We start from the raw sequence: 15,835 nt of genomic DNA, 5'->3' as shown, positions 1-15,835 counted from the left end.
ACGAAGGGCCGGACCCCCACATGGGGGTCCGGCCCTTCGGTCCGCTTTACCGCCGGCCCCACGGTGTGGGGAGCCGGCTGACGATCACTTGGTCGCGATCTGGCGCAGCACGTACTGCAGGATGCCACCGTTGCGGTAGTAGTCGGCCTCACCGGGGGTGTCGATGCGGACGACCGCGTCGAACTCGGTGACCTTGCCGTTCTCGTGGGTGGCGGTGACCTTGACCGTCTTCGGGGTGGTGCCCTCGTTCAGGGCGGTCACGCCGGAGATGGCGAAGGTCTCGGTGCCGTCCAGGCCGAGGGTGTCCGCGGACTCGCCTTCGGGGAACTGCAGCGGAAGCACACCCATGCCGATCAGGTTCGAGCGGTGGATGCGCTCGAAGGACTGGGTGATGACGGCCTTGACGCCCAGCAGCGCGGTGCCCTTGGCCGCCCAGTCGCGGGACGAGCCGGAACCGTACTCCTTGCCGGCGAGGACGACCAGCGGGGTGCCGGCGGCCTCGTAGTTCTGGGCGGCGTCGTAGACATAGGCCTGCGGGGCGCCGTCCTGGGTGAAGTCGCGGGTGAAGCCGCCCTCCACGCCGTCCAGGAGCTGGTTCTTGATGCGGATGTTCGCGAACGTGCCGCGGATCATCACCTCGTGGTTGCCACGGCGGGAGCCGTAGGAGTTGAAGTCCTTGCGCTCCACGCCGTTCTCCAGCAGGTACTTTCCGGCCGGGGTGTCCGACTTGAAGGAACCGGCCGGGGAGATGTGGTCCGTGGTCACGGAGTCGCCGAGCTTGAGCAGCACGCGGGCGCCCTCGATGTCCTGGACCGGCTCCGGCTGGGCCTGCATGCCCTCGAAGTACGGGGGCTTGCGGACGTAGGTCGACTCGGCGTCCCACGCGAAGGTGTCACCCTCAGGGGTCTCCAGCGCCTTCCAACGGTGGTCACCGTCGAAGATGGTGCTGTACTCGCGGGTGAACATCTCGGTGTCGATCGAGCGGTCGATGATCTGCTGGACCTCGGTCGGGTCCGGCCAGATGTCCTTGAGGTAGACGTCCTTGCCCGCGGAGTCCTGGCCCAGCGGATCATTCTCGAAGTCGAAGTCCATGGTGCCGGCGAGGGCGTAGGCGACCACCAGCGGCGGGGAGGCCAGGTAGTTCATCTTCACGTCCGGGTTGATGCGGCCCTCGAAGTTGCGGTTGCCCGAGAGCACCGAGGTCACGGACAGGTCGTTGTCCTGGATGGCCTGGGAGATCTCGGACTCCAACGGACCGGAGTTGCCGATGCAGGTGGTGCAGCCGTAGCCGACGATGTTGAAGCCCAGCGCGTTCAGCGAGGGGACCAAGCCGGACTTCTCGTAGTACTCGGTGACGACGCGGGAGCCGGGGGCCACGGAGGTCTTCACCCAGGGCTTCGAGGTGAGACCCTTCTCCACGGCGTTGCGGGCCAGCACGGCGGCGGCCATCATCACCGAGGGGTTGGAGGTGTTGGTGCAGGAGGTGATGGAGGCGATCGAGACGGCACCGTGGTCCAGATGGAACTCACGGCCGTCCTCCATGGCCACGTCCACCGTCTTGGACGGACGGCCGGAGCCGGCCTCGTCCTCCGTGGCGTAGTTGTGGATGTCCTTGCGGAACTGGTCCTTGGCGTCGGTCAGCTGGATACGGTCCTGCGGGCGCTTCGGGCCAGAGATCGAGGGCACCACGGTGCCGAGGTCCAGCTCGAGGTACTCGGAGTACTGCACCTCATCGTCCGCGTTGTGCCAGAGGCCCTGTTCCTTGGTGTAGGCCTCGACGAGGGCGATGTTCTCCTCGGAGCGGCCGGTCAGGCGCAGGTAGTCCAGGGTGACCTGGTCGATCGGGAACATGGCGGCGGTGGAACCGAACTCCGGGGACATGTTGCCGATGGTGGCGCGGTTGGCCAGCGGCACGGAGCCGACGCCCTCACCGTAGAACTCGACGAACTTGCCGACCACGCCGTGTTGGCGCAGCATCTCGGTGATGGTCAGCACCACGTCCGTGGCGGTGGCACCGGCCGGAATGGAGCCGGTCAGCTTGAAGCCGACGACGCGCGGGATGAGCATGGAGACCGGCTGGCCGAGCATGGCCGCCTCGGCCTCGATGCCGCCGACGCCCCAGCCCAGCACACCGAGGCCGTTGACCATGGTGGTGTGCGAGTCGGTGCCGACGCAGGAGTCCGGGTACGCGCGCAGGACGCCGTCGACCTCGCGGGTCATGACGGTGCGGGCGAGGTTCTCGATGTTGACCTGGTGGACGATGCCCATGCCCGGGGGGACGACCTTGAAGTCGTCGAAGGCGGTCTGACCCCAGCGCAGGAACTGGTACCGCTCACCGTTGCGCTGGTACTCGATGTCCATGTTGCGCTCGATGGCCTGGTCGTTGCCGAAGGAGTCGATCTGCACGGAGTGGTCGATCACGAGCTCGGCCGGGGCGAGCGGGTTCACGCGGTTGGCGTCGCCGCCGAGGTCCTTGATGGCCTCGCGCATGGTGGCGAGGTCCACGACGCAGGGCACGCCGGTGAAGTCCTGCATGAGGACGCGTGCGGGGGTGAACTGGATCTCGGTGTCCGGCTGCGCGTTGGGGTCCCAGGACCCCAGGGCCTTGATGGACTCGGCGGTCACGTTCGCGCCGTCCTCGGTCCGGAGCAGGTTTTCCAACAGGACCTTCAAGGAATAGGGGAGCTTCTGTGCACCCTCCACCTTGTTGAGCCGGAAAATCTCGTATTCGGCGCCATTGACGTCCAGGACGCCCTTGGAGCCGAAGCTGTCAACAGTAGTCACGGAGGACTCCTCTTCCCGCCCTGGGTCAGGGCGATTGGCCGGTCTTGAGTGCCATTGCCGTTCCACCGGGCCTCCCGGCACCGCGTGCGGGCGGTCCCGGACCGATGGTGGCGGCCACATGCCGATCCTGGGCCGGAGTCTGACGACTCCGTCACAGGGGGCTCGTTCACCATCCTATCCCGAGGGAGGGCCGGATCCCGCGCTTCACCCGCGTAGATGTCATGCGTGACGGGGAGATTTAGGGCGTTCTTGACGGAGCAGCATGTTTTCTTGACTCCGGCAACGTGGTCAGGACTTCGTGAGGAGGGCCACGGATTCCATGTGGTGGGTGTCCGGGTAGAGGTCGTAGACGTCGACCTTCTCCGCGGTCCAGCCGGCCTGGGACAACAGCCCCAGGTCCCGGGCGAAGGACGCGGGATCGCAGGAGACGTAGACGATCCTCTCCGGGTCCAGTCGGTGGATCCGCTCGACAGCCGTCTTGCCGGCGCCCGCCCGTGGCGGATCGAGCACCACCGTGTCGATCGAGCGCCCGCCCAGGCCGCAGTCGGCGACCGGCTGGTCCGGCTTGGCCAGCCAGCCGCCCAGCACCCGGTCCGTCATGCCGTTGAGCACGGCCGCCTGGGCGACACCGTGCAGGTTGCGCCGGGCGTCCCGGCTGGCTCCCGGTGCGGCCTCCACGGACAGCACCAGCCCTTCGGCCCCGACCTGGTCCGCCAGGAACGCGGAGAACAGTCCGGCACCGGCGTACAGGTCGGCGATGACCTGTCCTGGCTGCGGATCTGCCGCTGCGAGCGCGGCGTCGACCAGCATGGAGGGAGCCGAACGGTGGACCTGCCAGAAGCCGTCCCCGGTGATCCGGAAGGCGCGGTCGGCCCCGAGGGCACTGGCCACGGTCTCCTGGGTCCAGGTCCGGCCGCGCAGGCGGTGCACCTCCGGCCGGTCGTTCGGGTTCTCGCCCGGCACGATCAGCGCCACGGAGGTGCCGTCCGGTAGCCGGCTGGTCTGCCGGTGCATCCGACCGCCCAGCTGAGACAGGTCGGCAGCATCAGCGGGGGTGAGCAGCACCAGGGCCGGCTCGCCCGAGGCGGGCGTGGCCACATCCACCCGGGTGATCCCCGTGAAGTCCAGTTCCCAGAGCTTGAGGGCGTCCAGGCCCGGCACGCCGAGGGGCATGTTCCGGACCGGTACCAGCACGGTGGAGCGGTGCGCGTGCATGGCCAGCCGTCCGGTGGGCGTCACGGCGAAGGCATTGCGGGTGCGCCAGTGCAGCCCGGAGGGATCGTCCCCCGGCGCCCCGGTGACGTGCACCTCGAGTTGCAGTCCGGCGATCCGGGCCACGGTGTCCCGGAACACCTGGGCCTTGAGGCGCCGCTGGTGCGGCAGCACGATGTGCCCGTACTCGGCACCGCCCACGGGCAGCCGTCCGGCGGCGTGCGCGCGCAGGGAGTCGGCCAGCTTCCACTGGTGGGTCCGGCGGAACTCGGAGCCGTGGAGCACCTCAATGGCATCGGCACGCCAGAACCGGGCGCCCTCCCCCGCCTCGGTCACGACGGCGCGGACCACTTCCCCGGGGATGGCGTGGCGGACGAACACCACGCGCCCCTCGTGCCGGGCCACGCAGTGACCTCCGTGGGCCATCGGCCCCGCCTCCAGTTCGAGGATCTGGGGCATCTCCGGCAACCCGGCCGCCCCGGATGCACCGTGCACCGGTTGGCGGGCTACGTCAACATTGCTGGTGTCGCGGATGGTGGTCATCCTCGCCGTCCTCCTGAGCAGTCATGGGCGGTCGGCCTGATCGGCCGGGGATCCGTTGCCCTGTACCCCAGACTCTACTGGGCCGGTCCAGGGTCCGGTCGGCGGGGCGGATGTGCCGGGCCGGGGCGACGTGCCCGCCCCCCGCCGCGTCGTCGCCAGCTGCCACGGCACCGAGGCGACCATGACGCCCGGCTCGTGGTGCAGGCGCGCCTTGATCCGCTTGGTGGTCCGGTTGTGCAGGAGGGCCTGCCAGCCACCGCCGACGACGTATTCGGGGATGTAGACGACCATCAGGTCCCGTGGCGAGGTGCGCCGCAGGGCCCGCAGGTGGCGGATCAGGGGCTCGGACATCTCCCGGTAGGGCGAGGCCAGCACCGTGATCGGCACCGGCAGGCCGAGCCGGTCCCAGGCCATCACCAGCTTGCCGGTGGACTGCTTGTCCAGATCCACCACGACGGCCTCCAGGCTGGAGGGCCGTGAGGCGCGGGCATAGGCCAGGGCCCGCAGCGTGGGCCGCTGGACGGACATCACCAGGATGACGGCATGGACCCGGGAGGGCAGCGCCCTCGCGTCCTCGGTCGAGGTCAGGTCGAGCTCGGAGGCCACCGCCTCGTAGTGCCCCCGGATCCGGGACATCACGAACACCATCGCCGCGATCGCCAGCAGGGCCACCCAGGCCCCCTGGCCGAACCGCGTCACGAGGACCACCAGTGCCACCAGGGCGGTGACCACGAGCCCCACCAGGTTCACCAGCCGCCGGGTCCGGACGGCCTGACGGGCCCGGACTCCGGGCGTGTGTGCGAGGTGACGGCTCCAGTGCCGCACCATGCCCAGTTGACTGATGGTGAAGGACAGGAAGACGCCGATGACGTAGAGCTGGACGAGCAGTGCGGTCTGGGCCTGGAAGACGACCACGAGGGCCAGTGCGGCCAGGGCCAGCAGCACGACGCCGTTGGTGTACCCCAGGCGGTCACCACGGGTGAGCAGCTGCCGGGGCAGGTAACCGTCCGCCGCCAGCCGTGAGGCCAGCTCCGGAAAGGACTTGAACGCCGAGTGGCCGGCCAGCACCAACAGCACCGCGACCATCAGGATCAGGGCACCGGCCAGGATCCCGCCGTGGCCCAGGATCGCGTTGGCCAGCTGGGCCAGCACGGGATTCTGCACATAGTCCTCGGACACCGGGCCACCGCCGACGGCCTGCAGTCCGGACGGGTCCAGGACGAACACCACCCCGGTGCGGTCCGCCAGGTACATCACCCCGATCGTGGACGCGCCGGCCGTCAGGCCCATCGCCAGCATCACGGACCGGGCCAGGCGGACCCTCGGCTTGGCCATGGCGCCCACATTCGAGGCCGGGACCTCCACACCGGTGGCGAGCGCCGAGCCGGAGGAGAACGCCCGCAGCACCAGGACCGCCAGCGCCAGGCCGCCCAGCCCCTCGGAGAAGGCGGGATCGGGCACGGGCTCGACCCCGGCCGACGTCGCCGGTCCCAGGGTGCCCGTCACGTCTTGGATGAGGCCGGCCACGATCATGCCGAACAGCAGGGCGAGGAAGACGAAGGCGAGCACGGCGGGGGTCACCCGTCCGCGTCCGGCACCGCGGATGCTCGCCATGGCCAGGACCACGACGCCGGCCACGGCCACCGCCGTCTCCGCACCTCCCAGCGCGGGGACGGCCGCAACGAGGTAGTGCGCCATGGCAGCCATGGACACCGCCACCGTGAAGACGAAGTCGAGCATCATGGCGGCCCCCACCGTCAGGCCCGCCCACGGCCCGAGGTTGGCCCGGGAGATCGCATAGTCTCCGCCCTCGGGGTAGGCCCGGATGGCCACCCGGTAGGACACGACGATCAGCAGCATCACCGCCACCACGGCCACGCCGATCTCGGGACCCAGCGCCAGTGCGGCCGTGCCGCCGAGCGCCAGGGTCAGCAGGATCTCGTCCGGGGCGTAGGCGATGGAGGACCAGGCGTTCGCAGAGAACACGGGCAGGGCGGTGAACCGGCCCAGGGGCCGGCGGTTCAACCGCTCCGTGTCGTAGGGCCGGCCCACGAGGAGACGGCGCATGCTGTCCAGGACCCTTGCCACGCGCACTACGGTACCGCGCCCACCGATCCGCTCCACCCACACGCCGTCCACGCCATCGTCACGGGCGAGGGGCAGGCCGGCACGGCATGCCGAGGTCCGCGGGCGGTCCGAGCGTGGCACACTGGACTCGCTGGCGGCGCCAGCCGTTCGAAAGACCGCACAGCCGGGTCCGTGCCGCTCCATCAGGGTGAGGCCCCAGGCCGGTGAAACAGGAGGGAATCCGATGGCCCACTTCGTGATCATGGGTTGCGGCCGCGTCGGTTCCTCCCTGGCCCTCACCTTGGAGCGGGGCGGTCACACAGTCGCCGTGGTGGACCAGGACGAGCGGGCCTTCCGGCGTCTGGGACGGCACTTCGGCGGACAGCGGGTCACCGGCGTCGGGTTCGACCGGGACGCCCTGACCAAGGCCCGGATCCACGATGCCTACGCCTTCGCCGCTGTCTCCTCGGGGGACAACTCGAACATCATCGCCGCCCGCGTGGCTCGCGAGACCTTCGGTGTGGAACACGTCGTTGCCCGGATCTACGACCCGGGCCGCGCAGAGGTCTACCAGCGGCTCGGCATCCCCACGGTGGCTGCCGTGCGATGGTCCACGGACCAGGTCCTGCGCCGGATCCTGCCGGACGCAGACCTGGCCGGAGACTTCAGGGACGCCTCTGGGCGGATCATCATGACCGAGGTGCGGGTCTCCCCCGCCTGGATCGGGCACCCCCTGACCGAGCTGGAGGCCGAGGCCGGCCTCCGCGTCGCCTTTGTCACGCGCATGGGCGAGGGCATCGTCCCCACCGGCGGCACCCTCTACCAACAGGGCGACATCGTGCACGCCGTGATGGCCGTGTCTGGTCAGTCCGAGGCCGAACGGACCCTGGCGGCCGGACCCCAGACCGGTGCCGACCTGCTGGAGGACCGCACGGAGGACAGCGGAGAGGTGGACCGAGCATGAAGGTCGTCATTGCCGGAGCCGGCGCCGTCGGTTCCTCGATCGCCCGTGAACTGCTGGCCAACGGCCATGAGGTCCTGCTCGTGGACACCAAGCCCGAGGTCGTCGCCCGCTCCGGGCTGCGAGGCGTCAAGTGGCTCATGGGGGACGCCTGCGAGCTCACGGTCCTGCAGGAAGCCCACCTGGAGACGGCCGAGGTCCTGGTGGCCGCCACGGGCGATGACAAGGCCAACCTCGTGGTCTCCCTGCTCGCCAAGTCCGAGTTCGGGGTGGGCCGGACCGTGGCCCGCGTGAACAACCCGAAGAACGACTGGCTCTTCGATGAGGCGTGGGGGGTGGACGTGGCCGTCTCCACGCCGCGCATCATGACCGCCTTGGTGGAGGAGGCCGTGGAGACCGGTGACCTCGTGCGGCTGCTGACGCTGAAGTCAGGACAGACCACGCTCGTGGAGTTCACGGTTCCCGCCGGACATTGGGCCGATGGCCGCCGACTCGGCTCGGTGTCCTGGCCGGAGGACATCTCCGTGGTGTCCATCATCCGGGACACCCGCCCCATCACCCCCAGTGACGACGACGTCATGGAAGCGGGTGACGAACTGTTCTTCCTGGCCACCGAGGAGGCGGAGTCACGGCTGCGGGACGTCCTGGTACCCGAGGACGAGCGGCAGGCCCGCGGTCAGCGCGAATCACTGTCCCAGCGCGAGACGCGCGGATAGAGAGCCGTGCGGATAGAGAGCCGCAGAAAAGCCGATAGGCGACAGAGACAGAGCAGGCGCGGAGAGGGCGGACAGGTTCAGGCGCCGGGCTGGTCCGGACGGCCCTCGGACACCGGCTTCGCATCCTGCCGGGCGGAGACCAGCCAGCCGAACCACAGGGCCAGCGCATAGAGCGGCAGTCCCATCACGAGCCGTGCGGTGCCCAGGGCCGTCAGCAGGTCGGCGAAGTAGAGGGGAACCTGGACGGCCAGCCGCAGGGCGAGGGCGGCCACCAGGATCCAGGTGGCCAAGGCATAGCGCCGGCGCCGCTGCGGGTCCTGGCGCCAGGCGATCCCCTCGTTGCGGACCAGGCCGAACACCAGCCCCAGCAACGGCCAGCCCACGAGGACGGAGACGGCCATCGCGGCGATATACGCCGCATTGGTGACGAATCCCCAGAGGTAGTAGTCCTTCGCCTCTCCCGTGTTCAGTGCCACCACCACACACAGCACCACGGCGGCCAGTCCTGCCAGGGCCTGGATCGGACTCTGACGCTGGAGTAGCCGGACCACGCTGAAGGCGGCGGCCACCACCACGGCGGCGATGCCAGCACCCCACAGGTTCTGTGTGGTGATGAAGGCGACCAGGAAGACGGCGGAGGGCAGGACCGATTCCAGCAGGCCACGCCACCCGCCGACCGTCGCCAGGACGTCGATCTCCCCGTTCTCCGTCACGGCGGTGCCGGACCCGACCTTGCGCAAGGCCGCGTCCAGCTGGCCGCGCGGGTCATCCCGCTGCGGCACGCCGTCGGCGGGGGGTGTGGCGTTCGGAGTGTCCTGCGGCGTGGGTGCGCCCGAGGTCTCAGGGTCGTGGGTCATGCGGCGCTCCTGCCAGCAGTTCGTAACGGGGGTTGAAGACCGTGGGGAGGTCATCGTGCTCCGAGAGGAAACCCTCGACGCGCAGCCAGCGACCGGCCTCGATGCCGGGGATGCGGCGCTGCCCGATCCATACCAGCCGCAGCCGCTCGCCGCCGGTGGACACCCGGCCGGGACGGGGAGCCTCGGTCACCAGGTCCACGGCGAAACGCACCGGTCCGGCCGCAGCCGTCAACCGTACGGCGGCCACCAGGCCCACGCGCTGCACGAGAGCCCCATGGGCTCCTCGGCGTGCGGCACGGCCCGTTCCCGGCTGCGGGAGGGACGGGGTGGCGGGCGCGGCGGAGGAGGACATGGACGGTGTCAGCGGACTTCCGTCACTTCCGGCCCGCGCTCCGGCGGCCGCTGGCGCGGGTCCACGATGGTCGGGGCCTCTGACCGGCCCGTCGACTGCGGTGCACCTGCCGGCCCGGAAGACCCGGTCTCGGCCGACTCACCGGACTGACCGGCCTGACCCGGCTGGCGCACGGGACGCATGTTCTCGGGTGGGGTGAGCGGCAACAGTTCCCGCGGCGGGTGGGGATCGTCTCCGCGCCGGACCACGATGCGGGAGAACAGCTCGTTGACGGGCCCCACGGCGTCTGCCTTGAAGGCCGCCTCGCCGCCGACCACGCCGCGGAGGAACCACCGGGGTCCATCCACGCCGACGAAGCGGGCCACGCGCCAGCCGGGCGATCCATCGGGCATCTTGGCGGGGATCCGCGCGACGACCTCGGTGCCGAACTGCCCCTCCTGCTCCCCCACCTGGGCGCCTTCGGTGACGGTAACGGACTCGAGGATCTCGGCGCGGATCTCGTCCCAGATGCCACCCGCCCGCGGGGCCGCGAACGCCTGCACCTGCAGTGAGGACTGGCCCAGTTGCAGGGTCACGCCGATCAGGCGCTTGGTGGTGTCCTCGAGGTCGAGGCGAACCTTCATGTCCTTCACCACCGGGATGCGCAGGGATCCCAGGTCGAGGTGGCCGTCCGCATCGGGGCGGTCGGCGATGTCGAAGGGGCCGGTGGCCTCGGCTTCGGGCTCGGTCGCCAGCTGGTCCCGGGGATCCTGGAGTTCCTCCGGGAGGACGACCGTCTCGGTCTTGACGTTCCGGTTACGGCCGAAGATCATCTGCGTGCCTGCCAATCCGTGTCACGTGTAGAAGATGCTGGTTCTTGCCTGGCCAGTGCCACCGTCCGACCGACCGGGCTGGACCGGGCCGGCCGTCCGTGCTGGGAGGGCCCGTCCAGCTTAGGTCAGGACGGCGGTGCCGCAGAACTGTCACTCCCCATGTACCGGGGCCTCCGCGCCGAATCCGCCGGTGGAGCCGAAACCCGCAGCGCCACGGTCCGAGGGCGGCAGTTCGTCCACGAGCACGAACTGTGCCTGGGCCACCCTCTGGATGACCAACTGGGCGATCCGGTCCCCGCGCCGCAGCCGGATCGCCTCGGTCCGGTCCGTGTTCAGCAGCGGCACCTTGATCTCTCCCCGGTACCCGGCGTCGATGGTCCCGGGAGCGTTGACGAGGCTGAGCCCCTGGCGCACGGCCAGTCCGGACCGCGGGTGCACGAGGCCCACGAAGCCCACGGGCAACGCCAGGGCGACGCCCGTCGGCACCAGGGCGCGTGCGCCCGGTTCCAGCACCACGTCCTCGGTGGTCCGCAGGTCCGCGCCGGCGTCACCCGGGAGGGCGTACGCGGGGGGCTCGATGCCGTCGTCGAGCATGGTCAGGGCGACTGTGGGACGCTCCACGGCACCGTCAACGGAAGGCGTGTCAAGGGACTCTGCTGGCTGATTCACGCGGCCACTGTACCGGAGAACCCCGGTCCGCCCCTGCGGTGGTTCAACGGCGCCGATTCACCCTGCCACGCGAAACGTGGGATTCTAGAAGACATGCACGAATCCTCCTCGGCCCCTGCGGAACAGCCCGGTCATCCACCCACCCCGGAGGCACCCGATCGGGTCCTCTACGAAGAGAAACTGCGTCCTTCCGTGTGGATCTGGTTGATGGCCCTGATGATCTCCGGCCTGTCCATTCTGGTCTTCGTGCCGATCGGACTGGAGATCGGGTTGGGAGCCGCCGTGGTGGTCTTCGCGATCATCGCGATCCTGCTGACGCTCTCCACTCCCAGGATCCAGGTCACCGAACGGTCCCTGCAGGTCGGCCGGGCCGGAATCGAGCGCCGCCACGTCGGCGCTGTGACCGGGTACCGCGGAGACGATGCGACCCACCAGCGCGGTCCGGCCCTGCACGGACTGGCCTTCCTGTGCATCCGCGGCTGGATCGACCCGGTGGTCCGCATCCAGATCGAGGACGAGCGGGACCGAACTCCGTACTGGCTGACCAGCACGAGGAACCCGGAGCAGCTCGTCGAGGTCCTGGGCGGCACCATGGCCCGCGACGTCGAGTCCGACTGAAACCGACTGACACCGACTGAGACCAGTAACACCACAGGCCGGCCAGGAGTACCTGGCCGGCCTGTGTGGTGTTCGGCTGGAACGCAGCCCGTGGGAGCGTTGCTGGCTCAGCCCTCGCAGTCCTTGCAGAACAGCAGGCCGTCCTTCTCCTTGGCGACCTGGGACCGGTGGCGCACGAGGAAGCAGGAGGCGCAGGTGAACTCGTCGGCCTGGGCGGGAAGCACCCGGACCATCAGTTCCTCGCCGGAGAGGTCGGCGCCGGGCAGCTCGAAGCCTTCCGCGGCCTCAGCCTCGTCCTCGTCCACCACGGCGGACTGGGTGTCCGTGCGGCGGTTCTTCAGTTCCTCGATGGAGCTCTCGTTCAGCTCATCTTCGTTCTTGCGTGGCGCGTCGTAATCGGTGGCCATAAGGGGTGTATTCACGCTCCGCTGGTGTGGCCGGCGATGACCGACCGTGGGTGGGATGTTGCGACAAGGTCACCGGAACCCCCGGGGATGGCTGGGGAAACCGGCCGCGAGAAACCGGGGCAGAAGGCCCACGGGGCCTTGGCTTCAGTCTGCGCGTCGTGGAGATTGTTCCCCACGTCCAGGGAAAAACCAAATCGCTGAGAGCGGACACGCACCGGCCGCCTTCCACGGATCCGCGCCACACCGGACCGGCGTGGTGCATGCCCCGCCGAATCGTGGCAAAGTCGGTGGGAGAATGTGGGTAGACCGACCGTGGAGGACAAACATGCAGGAACTCCGTCTCGTTGGTGTCCAGGAGGATCGCGGACACCTGCTGTTGAGCAACGAGGCCGGCGAGGAGTTCTCCCTGCCGGTGACCGAGGCCCTGCGATCGGCAGCGACCCGCCCCATCGGCCGGCCCTCCGCCCGCGCCGCCGATGCCGCGGCCGGCGTGGTGACACCCCGTGACATCCAGGCTCGCATCCGTGCCGGTGCCACCGCCGAAGAGGTCTCCGCCGAGTCCGGTGTGGACCTCGAGCGGGTCCGGAAGTACGAGGGCCCGGTCCTGGCCGAACGCGACTGGATCGCCCACCTGGCCCGCCAGGTCGAGGTCGTGGCCCCCCAGACCGGCCACGACCTGTACCGCAGCACGTTCGGCGAGGAGCCTGCCCTCCTGGGTGACATGGTCCGCCACCGCCTGACGTCCCTCGGCATGGACCCGGCCACGGCCCAGTGGGATGCCTGGCGCAACCCGGAGGGCTCCTGGACCATCAGCCTCCACTTCTCGACGGACGGACACGACGGGTCCGCGTCCGCGATCGGAGACCAGTCCCCGGCCCTGTGGACGTATCGCCAGTCCAGCCAGCACCTCGACAACCAGAACCGCTGGGCTCAGGTCCTGTCCGAACTCGACCCCCTGGACGGGCCGTTCGGGGGGCGCCGGCTCTCCGCCGTCGGTGACCGGCCGTTCAACGTGGAGGAGGACGAGACCCCGGCGCCATCATCCTCCACCGCGTCCGCCGGGCCCCGCCCGGCCGTCGACCAGGACTCGCAGGACGAGTTGCTGGACGTGTTGCGAGCCCGCCGCGGTCAGCGCCTCGGCGTGGACGAGGACGGCGACGACGAGCTGGCCCTCATGCTCACCCGTGATGAGCAGTCCTCCACAGGGACCTCGCGGCCCCGCCTGACCGTGGCCTCCACCCCCTCCGGCCAGGATGACAACGCTGATGTCACTGATGACGCCGGCGACGCTGGTGAGGATGCCGACGGAGACACCGCGGACGAGAGCAGCACCAGCCGCTGGGGTCGTCGGTTCGGCCGCACGATGCCGGCTGCCAGCGCCGGCAGCGCTGACCACGACGCCTGGGCGATCGCGGAAGACGACGCCGACAGAGGCATGGACGGGGGCGTTCGCAGCGACGGCGATGACGCAGACGGCGGGGACGACAGGTCCGCCGATGGAGCGACCGGCGATCACCAGCGCGGAGATGAGCAGACCGCCCCCGCGGTGCATCCGGACCAGACCGCCCTGGACTTCAGTGCCGACGGCTCGCCGCGGCCCCGGAACGGAGAGGACGAGCCTGCCACGGCCGCCGGGGACAAGGGCCGGACGTCGGGGCGCAAGCCCGGGACCAGGAATGCGGGGACCAAGTCGAAACGGCCCTCGGTGCCCAGCTGGGACGAGATCGTCTTCGGCCGCAAGGGCGACTGACCTCTCCCCTGCCGTCGCCGAAGCCGTCAGCGCCGGGGACGGTGCATCACCAAGAGCGGCACCTCCCGCTCCGCCCGCGTCGGGGCACCGTGGTGGCCCACCATCTCGAAGGCGGCCGGCGCCACCCTCCGGCCGTCATACAGGGCGACCGGCCCGTGGGCGGCCACCAGGAGGTCGCCGATGCGCGGTGCCACCCGCGTGTCCACCGCGCCGAACCACCCGGCCCGGACGGCTTCCTCTCGTGTCAGGATCCACGCCTGGTCGGCGAAGGCCGCCTGCCACGCCGCCACCGTCGACTCCCGCACGGTCTCCGAGGCGTCCGCCTCGAAATGCACCTGGACGAAGCGGGGCTCCCCCGCCGTGTGCCGGACGCCGTCCACCAGGGCCGGCAGTTCGGCGTAATCGATCCTGCCGGACTCGGGCACGTCCACCATCCCGTGGTCTCCGGTGAGCATGAGCAGCGTGTCCCGGGGCACGGCGGCACTGAGGCGGCGGGCGGCGCCGTCGATCTCCTCGAGGGCGTAGAGCCACTGCTCCGAGCCGGTCCCGTGCTGGTGACCGGCCTTGTCCAGTTCGTTGAGGTAGAGGTACAGCAGCACCGGGCCGGTGGCGGCGTGCAGTTCCTCCTTGGCCTTCTGGAACCGGGCCTGCAGGGTCTTCGCCCCGACGAACCGTGAGCCCCGCAGGGACGCCTCCGTCAGGGCCGAGTCCTCGAACGCCGGCAGGGAGACGGTCACCGCATCCACGCCGGGATCGTCGAAGGCCGAAACGCGGCGACCCGTGCCTTCGGCGTCGCCGGTGTCATCGGCGGACACCGGCCGCGTGGCGGAGAGGCGTTCGAACACCGTGGGATGCGGCTGCCAGTAGCGGGGATCGGTCAGGGGGTCCCAGCCGCCGAGCTGGTTGATGACCGTGTCCCGCTCCGGGTCGAGGACGTCGTAGCCGACCAGGCCGTGACGGCCCGGCTCCATGCCGGTGCCGAGGCTCGAGAGGGAGGCGGCCGTCGTCGTGGGGAAGGCGACCTGCAGGGTGGCCGCATCCCGCTCCAGGACGGACCGGAGGAAAGGGGCGTGGCCGGCGTACCGCTTCAGCAGCGCCTTGCCGAGCCCGTCCACCATGACGACGACGGCGCGCCGGGTCCGCGGCAGCTGCAGGGAGTTGGTGAAGCCGCCGGCGCCGAGGGCCGCCGCGGCGGAGGTGAGGACCCCGGAGAGGGACCTACCGGCGAAGGGAGGACCTGCGGGCAGCGGTGGTGCGGAGGTCACCGGCCGGACCGGACCCCGGTGTCGTCCGTGGTGGCCCGGCGCAGTTCACGATAGAACACCAGCGCCTGGTCGACGGCCTGCTGCCCCTCGGCCTCCGCGGCGACCCGCAGGACGAGGTCCTCGCGCGTGGAGGTGCCGGTGTACCCGTGGTCGGCCTCGCACTCGGGATCGCCGCAGGCGGCAGGTGCCAGGTCGAGCCGCTGGCCGCCGGCCCAGGTCACGGACAGGGTGACCTCGGCGATCGGGTCGCCGCGGCGGAAGTTCTGCGGCTGCGGGTGCATGGTGGTGGCCACCACGGAGTCGATCCGGCGCACGGGGACCACCTCGGTGGAGACCTGGGCCATGATCTCCCGGCCCGCGTCGTCTATCGCGTGGTCGTCCAGGTGCAGGGCCGCCACGATGTCCTCGGCGAGCGCCAGTACGGTGATGTGGCGGTGGATCTCGTCATAGTCGAAGTGCGTGTCCACGTGCACCAGGTGGCTCGAGACCTCCCGTCCGTCCAGGACGGAGTCCAGGACATCCGCCACGAGCTCCGGGTAGAACCCGGCGCGCTCGATGTCCGCCCCGAGGCTGGGCATCGAGGCCCCCGTGCCGTCGGCCGGCGGTGCCGGACGGTGCTGCGGAGCGTTCGAGTCGGCCCCGGACCCGGTGTTGGCGTTCCCCGAGGAGTGGTGCCCGGAGGGTTGCTGGCCCGATCCCGGGTTCCTGCGCAGTGGAGTCATGGTGTCCATGCTATCGGCAGGCACCCCCGCTGGTGGGCCGTGGTGGCAGGTCCCTGATCAGGAGCAGCCGGTCCACCCCCTGGCAGGGGCAGCCGGCCAG

14 protein-coding genes are annotated in these 15,835 nt (G+C 70.3%); 4 read left to right on the top strand and 10 right to left on the bottom strand.

What is annotated here, in order from left to right:
- Positions 1-84: 84 nt before the first annotated feature.
- From acnA to ACFFIO_RS12270, 3 genes are all read right to left on the bottom strand, one after another.
- Positions 85-2,784, bottom strand: a complete 2,700-nt coding sequence (gene acnA / locus ACFFIO_RS12280) for an aconitate hydratase AcnA (protein ID WP_378042143.1) — start codon at positions 2,782-2,784, stop codon at positions 85-87.
- A 288-nt stretch (positions 2,785-3,072) separates the two neighbouring features.
- The gene (locus tag ACFFIO_RS12275; protein WP_378042141.1) at positions 3,073-4,539 is read right to left on the bottom strand and encodes a class I SAM-dependent RNA methyltransferase; all 1,467 of its coding nucleotides are present in this window, start codon (positions 4,537-4,539) and stop codon (positions 3,073-3,075) included.
- 21 nt (positions 4,540-4,560) lie between these two features.
- A complete protein-coding gene (locus ACFFIO_RS12270; protein ID WP_378042139.1) occupies positions 4,561-6,627 on the bottom strand; it encodes an APC family permease in 2,067 nt (688 codons plus the stop codon).
- Between the two features lie 223 nt (positions 6,628-6,850).
- Between ACFFIO_RS12270 and ACFFIO_RS12265 the strand changes: the two genes are divergently transcribed.
- Complete coding sequence (locus ACFFIO_RS12265; RefSeq protein ID WP_378042137.1) at positions 6,851-7,570, top strand: potassium channel family protein; 720 nt, start codon at positions 6,851-6,853, stop codon at positions 7,568-7,570.
- On the top strand, positions 7,567-8,283 hold the full coding sequence (locus ACFFIO_RS12260) for a potassium channel family protein (RefSeq protein WP_115931436.1): 717 nt from the start codon (positions 7,567-7,569) through the stop codon (positions 8,281-8,283). Before ACFFIO_RS12265 ends, ACFFIO_RS12260 begins: the two co-directional genes overlap by 4 nt.
- Before the next feature lie 77 nt (positions 8,284-8,360).
- Here ACFFIO_RS12260 and ACFFIO_RS12255 read toward each other — a convergent pair whose 3' ends face one another.
- From ACFFIO_RS12255 to dut, 4 genes are all read right to left on the bottom strand, one after another.
- The gene (locus tag ACFFIO_RS12255; RefSeq protein WP_378042136.1) at positions 8,361-9,140 is read right to left on the bottom strand and encodes a DUF3159 domain-containing protein; all 780 of its coding nucleotides are present in this window, start codon (positions 9,138-9,140) and stop codon (positions 8,361-8,363) included.
- The gene (locus ACFFIO_RS12250; RefSeq protein WP_378042134.1) at positions 9,124-9,492 is read right to left on the bottom strand and encodes a single stranded DNA-binding domain-containing protein; all 369 of its coding nucleotides are present in this window, start codon (positions 9,490-9,492) and stop codon (positions 9,124-9,126) included. The genes ACFFIO_RS12255 and ACFFIO_RS12250 overlap by 17 nt, the downstream gene beginning before the upstream one ends.
- Before the next feature lie 8 nt (positions 9,493-9,500).
- The gene (locus ACFFIO_RS12245; RefSeq protein WP_378042133.1) at positions 9,501-10,304 is read right to left on the bottom strand and encodes a DUF3710 domain-containing protein; all 804 of its coding nucleotides are present in this window, start codon (positions 10,302-10,304) and stop codon (positions 9,501-9,503) included.
- 150 nt (positions 10,305-10,454) lie between these two features.
- Positions 10,455-10,898, bottom strand: a complete 444-nt coding sequence (gene dut, locus ACFFIO_RS12240) for a dUTP diphosphatase (protein WP_378042214.1) — start codon at positions 10,896-10,898, stop codon at positions 10,455-10,457.
- Positions 10,899-11,066: 168 nt separating this feature from the next.
- Between dut and ACFFIO_RS12235 the strand changes: the two genes are divergently transcribed.
- Positions 11,067-11,591, top strand: a complete 525-nt coding sequence (locus ACFFIO_RS12235; RefSeq protein ID WP_378042131.1) for a DUF3093 domain-containing protein — start codon at positions 11,067-11,069, stop codon at positions 11,589-11,591.
- Between the two features lie 107 nt (positions 11,592-11,698).
- On the opposite strand, the gene ACFFIO_RS12230 is transcribed toward ACFFIO_RS12235, so the two are convergent.
- Positions 11,699-11,998, bottom strand: a complete 300-nt coding sequence (locus ACFFIO_RS12230; RefSeq protein ID WP_159554876.1) for a DUF4193 domain-containing protein — start codon at positions 11,996-11,998, stop codon at positions 11,699-11,701.
- Positions 11,999-12,323: 325 nt separating this feature from the next.
- On the opposite strand from ACFFIO_RS12230, the gene sepH reads away from it, so the two are divergent.
- The gene (sepH, locus tag ACFFIO_RS12225) at positions 12,324-13,748 is read left to right on the top strand and encodes a septation protein SepH (protein WP_378042129.1); all 1,425 of its coding nucleotides are present in this window, start codon (positions 12,324-12,326) and stop codon (positions 13,746-13,748) included.
- Positions 13,749-13,774: 26 nt separating this feature from the next.
- Here sepH and ACFFIO_RS12220 read toward each other — a convergent pair whose 3' ends face one another.
- Together ACFFIO_RS12220 and ACFFIO_RS12215 are read right to left on the bottom strand one after the other, a co-directional pair.
- The gene (locus ACFFIO_RS12220; RefSeq protein WP_378042127.1) at positions 13,775-15,013 is read right to left on the bottom strand and encodes an alkaline phosphatase family protein; all 1,239 of its coding nucleotides are present in this window, start codon (positions 15,011-15,013) and stop codon (positions 13,775-13,777) included.
- On the bottom strand, positions 15,010-15,735 hold the full coding sequence (locus ACFFIO_RS12215) for a DUF5998 family protein (protein ID WP_378042125.1): 726 nt from the start codon (positions 15,733-15,735) through the stop codon (positions 15,010-15,012). The genes ACFFIO_RS12220 and ACFFIO_RS12215 overlap by 4 nt, the downstream gene beginning before the upstream one ends.
- Positions 15,736-15,835 lie beyond the last annotated feature (100 nt).

Source organism: Citricoccus parietis, assembly GCF_042433045.1.
Classification (GTDB): Bacteria; Actinomycetota; Actinomycetes; order Actinomycetales; family Micrococcaceae; genus Citricoccus; species Citricoccus parietis.
The sequence above is the reverse complement of the archived record's forward strand: the minus strand, read 5'-3'. Positions and strand labels throughout refer to the sequence as shown.

Excerpts from the sequence above, each read along its gene's own strand:
- ACFFIO_RS12235 (WP_378042131.1), top strand. The coding sequence starts at position 11,067 with ATGCACGAATCCTCCTCGGCCCCTGCGGAACAGCCCGGTCATCCACCC.
- ACFFIO_RS12255 (WP_378042136.1), bottom strand. The coding sequence starts at position 9,140 with ATGACCCACGACCCTGAGACCTCGGGCGCACCCACGCCGCAGGACACT.
- ACFFIO_RS12245 (WP_378042133.1), bottom strand. The coding sequence starts at position 10,304 with ATGATCTTCGGCCGTAACCGGAACGTCAAGACCGAGACGGTCGTCCTC.
- ACFFIO_RS12260 (WP_115931436.1), top strand. The coding sequence starts at position 7,567 with ATGAAGGTCGTCATTGCCGGAGCCGGCGCCGTCGGTTCCTCGATCGCC.
- ACFFIO_RS12215 (WP_378042125.1), bottom strand. The coding sequence starts at position 15,735 with ATGACTCCACTGCGCAGGAACCCGGGATCGGGCCAGCAACCCTCCGGG.
- ACFFIO_RS12250 (WP_378042134.1), bottom strand. The coding sequence starts at position 9,492 with ATGTCCTCCTCCGCCGCGCCCGCCACCCCGTCCCTCCCGCAGCCGGGA.
- dut (WP_378042214.1), bottom strand. The coding sequence starts at position 10,898 with ATGCTCGACGACGGCATCGAGCCCCCCGCGTACGCCCTCCCGGGTGAC.
- ACFFIO_RS12230 (WP_159554876.1), bottom strand. The coding sequence starts at position 11,998 with ATGGCCACCGATTACGACGCGCCACGCAAGAACGAAGATGAGCTGAAC.
- ACFFIO_RS12265 (WP_378042137.1), top strand. The coding sequence starts at position 6,851 with ATGGCCCACTTCGTGATCATGGGTTGCGGCCGCGTCGGTTCCTCCCTG.
- ACFFIO_RS12275 (WP_378042141.1), bottom strand. The coding sequence starts at position 4,539 with ATGACCACCATCCGCGACACCAGCAATGTTGACGTAGCCCGCCAACCG.
- sepH (WP_378042129.1), top strand. The coding sequence starts at position 12,324 with ATGCAGGAACTCCGTCTCGTTGGTGTCCAGGAGGATCGCGGACACCTG.